This window comes from bacterium, assembly GCA_020440705.1.
Taxonomy (GTDB): Bacteria; Krumholzibacteriota; Krumholzibacteriia; order LZORAL124-64-63; family LZORAL124-64-63; genus JAGRNP01.
The window spans coordinates 1-5,909 of record JAGRNP010000176.1; the positions used below are offsets into that span (position 1 = coordinate 1).

Here is a 5,909-nt window from a genome sequence, read left to right on the forward strand (position 1 = left end):
TTCCTCGACCAGTTCCGCACGCTGTTCGGCATCGCCCTGCTCGCCGCGCCCATGGGCACCGAGAAGGACTCGGGCTACCACGAGGCCGTGGTCGACTTCGGCCCCAACGGCGCGGGCATCACCGCATACGGCGCCGAGGGCTGGGGCTGGACCCAGCTGATCGAGATGCAGAACCCCGTCTACGACGCCACCAACTTCCTGGGACCCCTCGGCGACGCCGGCTGCGTGTACGTGTCGAGCGTGGCCGTGCGCACCCTGGCCTGGAACGAGACCTCCCAGGCCTTCGTGGGCGACGGGCGCGTGTTGACCTACGGTGATTTCGCCGAGAGCTTCGACACCCTCGTGAGCGCCGTCACCGACGGCCCGACCGACCCCGTGCTCATCGTCGAGGACCGCGGTGTCGATGCCGGGCGCATCTGGCTGCACGGCCGCGACGGCGCCCGGGCGACCGTGGTCGGCTCGGCCGGCGTCTCGCCCCGCAAGGTGCGCGCCGCCGGCGGCGTGGCCGTGGTGTCGAGCTTCGCGGACGACCTGCTGACGGTGGTGCTCTGGGACGGCGGCACGAGCGCGAGCGTGGCCGGCACCGTGGCCGTGGGCGACGGCCCCGTGGGCATCGACGTGATGGATCTGGGGAACGGCACCGTGGCCGTGGTGAGCACCGGCTTCAACGACGACACCTACACGGTGACGGTGCTCGCGGCGGCCGACGGCAGCGTGGTGAGCAAGACCACGCATCAGGTGCCGGAGGGCGGGCAGGAGCCCGGCCACGCGGCGTGGGTGCGCGACGGCTCCCGGCGCATCGCCATCTCCTGCCACGGCAGCGACGAGATCGTGGTGCTCGACTCGGGACTGTAGTCCGCTAGTCGGCCTCCGGGTCCGCCGTGGGCGACCGCCCGGCCTCCGCCAGGGGCCGGGCGGTCGGCGTGATGTCGGCGCCGGGCCGGGCGAGGCGGTGTGGTCAGTCGGCCCGCGGCGCCTCGCCGTCGCGGCGCGCCGGAGAGCGGTCGGCGGCGAAGACCCGACGCAACACGGTCGCCAGTTCGTCGCGGCTGAAGGGCTTGGCGAGGGCCGCATCGAAGCCGTAGGCCGTGCAGTCGGACATGACGTCGTCGTGGGAGTAGCCGCTGACGACGATGGCCCGGATCCGCGGATTCAACCGGCGCAGCCGGGGCAGCACGTCCTTGCCGCCGAGGCCGCCGGGCACCGTGAGGTCGAGGATGACCGCCCGGAACGGCTCGCCCGCGGCCTGCGCGGCGGCGAAGCGGGCGACGGCGTCCTCGCCGCGGCCGCACGTCACGCAGCCAATGCCGAAGGTGCCGAGCAGGCCGGCGAGCAGGTCGCGCAGGTCCTCCTCGTCGTCCAGGACGAGGATCCGTCCGCCCGGCTCGGGCAGGGCGCCCGTCGGCAGGCTCGCCCCGGCGGCCAGCGCATCGGCCGCCGGCAGGCGCACCGTGAAGACGGTGCCGCGACCGGGCGCCGAGGCGACCTCGATGTCGCCGCCGTGCCGGTTCACGATGGAGTACACGATGGACAGGCCGAGGCCGCTCCCCCGCTCCTTGGTGCTGAAGTAGGGCTCGAAGATCCGGTCGAGGTCGTCGGGTGCGACGCCTTCGCCCTCGTCGCGGAAGGTCAGCACGACCATCCGGCGCAGGGCGCCGTCGGCGTCGGCCTGCACGTCGTTGCGGGCCTGCACGCGCAGGGAACCGCCGTCGGGCATGGCCTGCGCCGCGTTGATCATCAGGTTGCTGAAGACCTGCTCGATCTGGTCGGGATCGGCCTCGATGGTCCACAGGTCGCCGGCGATGTCGAGGCGGCAGGTGGCGGCCGACCCGCTGAACGCGAGGGCGGCCACGCTCTCGAGGATGCGGTCGACGGCCAGCGACTCGCGGACCGGCGCGCCGCCGCGGGCGAAGGTGAGCAGCTGGCGCGTGAGGGAGCTCGCGCGCTCCATGGCGCGGCGGGCCCGCAGCAGGTTCTCCCGCTGGGCCGGCTGCAGCGCCGCCGTCTCCTCGACCAGCGAGACGTTGCCCACCACCACCGTGAGCAGGTTGTTGAAGTCGTGGGCGATGCCGCCGGCGAGGGCGCCGAGCGACTCCAGCTTCTGCGCGCGCTGGCGCTCCTGTTCGGTGCGCGCGCGGTCGGTCACGTCGCGGAAGGCGATCACCCGGCCGGGACTGTCGGCGCCCTCGATCCGCAGCGGCGCCAGGGAGAAGTCGATCAGGCGGGACGGCGCCGCCGGCGCGGCCAGGGGCGTGATGCGCACCTCGCCGCGGTCGGCCGTCCCGACTGCGGCGCCCTCCAGGCGGGCGGCCAGACCGGGCAGGAGCGTGCCGAGGCTGCGCCCCACCGCGTCGGCCGCGGCCACCCCGATGATGTCGCACGCGGCCGGATTGATGAGCGCGACCCGGTCGCCATCCAGGCCGATCAGGCCGTCGGCGATGCTGCCGAGGGTCGCCGCGAGGCGGGCGCTCTCCCGGCGCACCTCGGCCTCGGACGCCCGCAGCTCCCGGGTGCGCGCGGCCACCTCGGCCGCCAGCCGGCGCGTGTACTGCCGGTTCTTGAGCGACGACACCACGAGCCACAGGGCCACCAGGGTCAGGGCCACCAGGGCGGCGCGGAACGCCGCGCGGTCGCGCAGACGGGGCGTGATCCGGATCCAGTCGGTCGTGATCGCGGCGCTGGCGGCGCCGTCGTTGCGGATGGCCTGGAGGTGGAAGCGGTACCGACCGGGCGGCACGTTGGTGTAGCGCAGGCTGCGGCCCGGCACCACCACGGGATCCTGCCACGCCGGCTCGAACCCCTCGAGCCAGGTGCGGAAGCGCAGGCTCGCCTCGTCGCGGAACGACAGGCCGCGGAAACCGACGACCATCAGGTCGACGGGCGCGGCGATGCCGAGATCGCCGAGGGGCGACAATGCGCGGCCGTTCACCTCGAGCGAGCGGAACTCGACCAGGGGCGGCACCGTCGACGGCGTCCGCAGGTCCAGGTCGCACACGCTCACGCCGTGGTCCATGCCCACCCACATGCGGCCGGCGGCGTCGAACTGCAGGCCGTCGCGGTTGCACTCGCCGCCGATGAGCCCCTCGCGCGCCGTCAGGGTGATCAGCTCGCCGTCGCGCCACACGCGCACCCCGTTGTCGGTGGCGACCCACAGGCGCCCGTCCGGGTCGGTGCGGAGCGCGTAGATCGGCCGGTCGACCCGCGGCGCGACCGACTTCACGAGCGAGTCGCCGCGGGCCTCGTACAGGCCGGACAGGGTGCCGGCGAGCAGCCGCCCGTCGCGCGTCTCGTGGACGGCGTAGACGTTGCTGCCCAGGTCCTCCCGCCGGTCCTGCCAGGACCGGATCCCGTCCGGGGCGATGCGGTAGACCCCGCGACGGTACGTGGCCACCAGGAGGTCGCCGTCGTGCGCCTCCTCGATGCGCCGGATCGTCAGGTGGCGCACGTCGGACGTGCCGGGCAGGACGACCTCCTCGAGGCCGGCGGCGGTGGTCCGCAGCAGCCCGTTGGCTGAACCGATCCACAGCCGGCCGGTGCGGTCGAAGTGCAGGGTGAAGGCCGTGCCCATCTGGTCCTCGAGAGGCCAGACCCAGACGACGCCGTTGCCCTCGATCCGCCCGATGCCCCGCTTGGTCGCCGCCAGCCACACCCGGCCCACGGCGTCCTCGGCCAGGTCCATGACGCGCTCGTCCCCGTCGGGCAGGGCGATGCGCACCGGCGGATCCGACAGCACGGTCAGGCCGCCCGGATGTCCCAGCACGGTGACGCCGTCGCGGCGGTGCAGCACGGCGCAGACCTCGTCGGCGAAGAGGCCCTCGTGGTGGTCGTAGCTGGTGATGGCGCGGTCGGCGAGCTTGCAGACGCCGCGCATGTTGGCGAGCCAGACGGTGCCCTCGCGGTCGAGGAAGAGATCGGTCGCGCCGTCGCCGGCCATGCGGTCGGTGATGAGCAGCCGCTCGAGACCGAAACGCGGATGGAAGGAGAAGACCTCGTTGGTGCCGCCGAAGTAGATGCCGCCGGCCGGCTCGGCCACGGCCGCGACCCCGAACGTGCCCTGTTCGAGTTCGATCCGCAGTCCGTCGGCGAGCACCTCGCAGCGACCGTCGGCGAGGCGGCCGATCCACGTCTCCCCGACCAGCCACACCGCGCCGCCCTCCCGGGCCCGGCAGGTCGCCAGGACCGGACCGGTCGGCACGCCCACCGCCCCGAGAGGCACCAGCGCGCCGCGCGGGCCCGCCGTCAGCAGACCCCGGCTGGTCGCCACCAGCAGCGTGCCGTCGAGGATGTCCACGTCGTTGATCTGATGGGTCGGACCCTCGGCGCGCAGCACCTCCCACTCGCCGCCGCGCCACCACAGGACCGAATCCGCCAGCGCCCCGAGAACCACCGGCCCCGGGCTGTCGCGGCTGTCGCCGACGGCGAACTTCAGGTCGGCGCCGGGGTTCGGAAAGGCCTGGGGCTCCAGCTTGTTCCAGCCGTCGTCCCCCCGCCACCAGACGACGGGCGAACCCCACAGGCTGACCGTCCAGAGCCGCCCGGTGCCGTCGCTGGCCACGTCGCGGCAGCCCCGGCCGAAGCTGTCGTTCTCCTGCACGACGTCGTACCACTCGGCACCGTCGTAGCGGGTCAGCCCGTTGCGCGTCGCGAACCACATGTAGCCGTCGGGATCCTGGCTCACGCCGAGCACGGAGCTGCTCGGCAGCCCGTTCGCGTCGGTGTAGACCTGGTAGGGATGCGGACCGGCGCCGGCCGCACCGGCGAGGAGGATCGCGGCGTTGGCCAGCCCCAGGAACGCGATGGTGCGGGGGCGTGTCGGCGAGAACATGGACCCGTCCTGCTGGAAGCCTGGCGATGGTTTGAACAGACTGTATCACATTCTCGCAACTCTGCGCCAGCCCGGGACGGCCGTCAGGGCCGGCTCGATGGTCAGGGCGTGGCTGGCGCCGCACACGACGAACACCCGCTCGCCGTGGCGCACCCGATCGATGACCAGGCGCGTCAGGTGGTGGTCCCGCGCACGGTTCGAGGCGTGGGCGATGAGGTTCAGGCGGGTGCCTTCGGCCTTGGGCCACATGGCCTCGGCCGGGAGGTCCCGCCAGTCGCCGACGGCCGGGGCCAGGTTCTCCCCCCACCACGCGTCGAATTCCGCCAGGTCGGCGAATGTCCCCTCGAGACCGGGCAGCCCGCCCCGCTTGGCCAGCGCCGCGCGGGCCAGGTCTTCCAGGGCGTCGCCGGTGCGCCCTCCGCGCTCGCCGACGACCATGCGCATGGTGTAGAACGCCGCCACCTCTTCGCGGGAGCACGTCGCCCGCACGGCCGCGATCTCGTCGGCCCAATCCGGCTCGAGGGAGAAGGCGGGCACGTCGTCGTCGCGGGCCAGGGCATACACGGCGCCGCCTTCGCCGAACATGCGCACGCCCGCGTCGAGGCCCCCGATGTACAGGCCCAGCCGCGACTCGATCAGGGCCAGGGTGGGGTCGAACGCGCGCCAGGCGTCCTTGATCATGGCGATCTGAGGGTCGGCGGGATCGCCGGTGTGCCCGCTGCCGAAGAAGTAGAGCGCTCCGCCCGAGGCCGGATCGTCCAGACGCAGGATGTAGGGTCGGTCCCAGGCTCCCGGCACCTGGCCGTGCTCGGCGTAGGGCCGGAACGGCGCGGCGAGGGCGAGGTCGGGCGTGGGCAGCGTGTCGAGCCGGCGCCAGCCGCTGTGCAGCCAGGCGGCGCCGAGGCCGAGGGCGGCCAGCAGCCACAGGCCGAGAGCCGCCAGGACGAAGCGTTTGACGAGGGAGCGGGACATGGGCACCTCCGGGTTCCCCCGAGGGACGCAATCCGGACCGCCCGGGTTGCGCCGGGCCTACTCGACCCGCCCCTGCAGGTACCAGCGGCCTTCGCGCTCGTCGAAGTACACC

General features: G+C 73.6%; 3 protein-coding genes. 1 reads left to right on the forward strand and 2 read right to left on the reverse strand.

What is annotated here, in order from left to right:
• Nucleotides 1-855: hypothetical protein (locus KDM41_16890; protein MCB1185104.1), on the forward strand; the 855-nt coding region annotated here is incomplete at its 5' end.
• Nucleotides 856-958: 103 nt separating this feature from the next.
• Here the strand turns inward: KDM41_16890 and KDM41_16895 are convergent.
• Both KDM41_16895 and KDM41_16900 read right to left on the reverse strand, forming a co-directional pair.
• Nucleotides 959-4,825, reverse strand: coding sequence for a response regulator (locus KDM41_16895; protein ID MCB1185105.1), 3,867 nt, complete (start codon nucleotides 4,823-4,825; stop codon nucleotides 959-961).
• Nucleotides 4,826-4,870: 45 nt separating this feature from the next.
• Nucleotides 4,871-5,797, reverse strand: coding sequence for a hypothetical protein (locus KDM41_16900; GenBank protein MCB1185106.1), 927 nt, complete (start codon nucleotides 5,795-5,797; stop codon nucleotides 4,871-4,873).
• Between the last annotated feature and the right edge of the window lie 112 nt (nucleotides 5,798-5,909).

What these genes read in the sequence shown, in the direction of transcription:
- KDM41_16900 (MCB1185106.1), bottom strand. Translation starts at nt 5,797, where the DNA reads ATGTCCCGCTCCCTCGTCAAACGCTTCGTCCTGGCGGCTCTCGGCCTG.
- KDM41_16895 (MCB1185105.1), bottom strand. Translation starts at nt 4,825, where the DNA reads ATGTTCTCGCCGACACGCCCCCGCACCATCGCGTTCCTGGGGCTGGCC.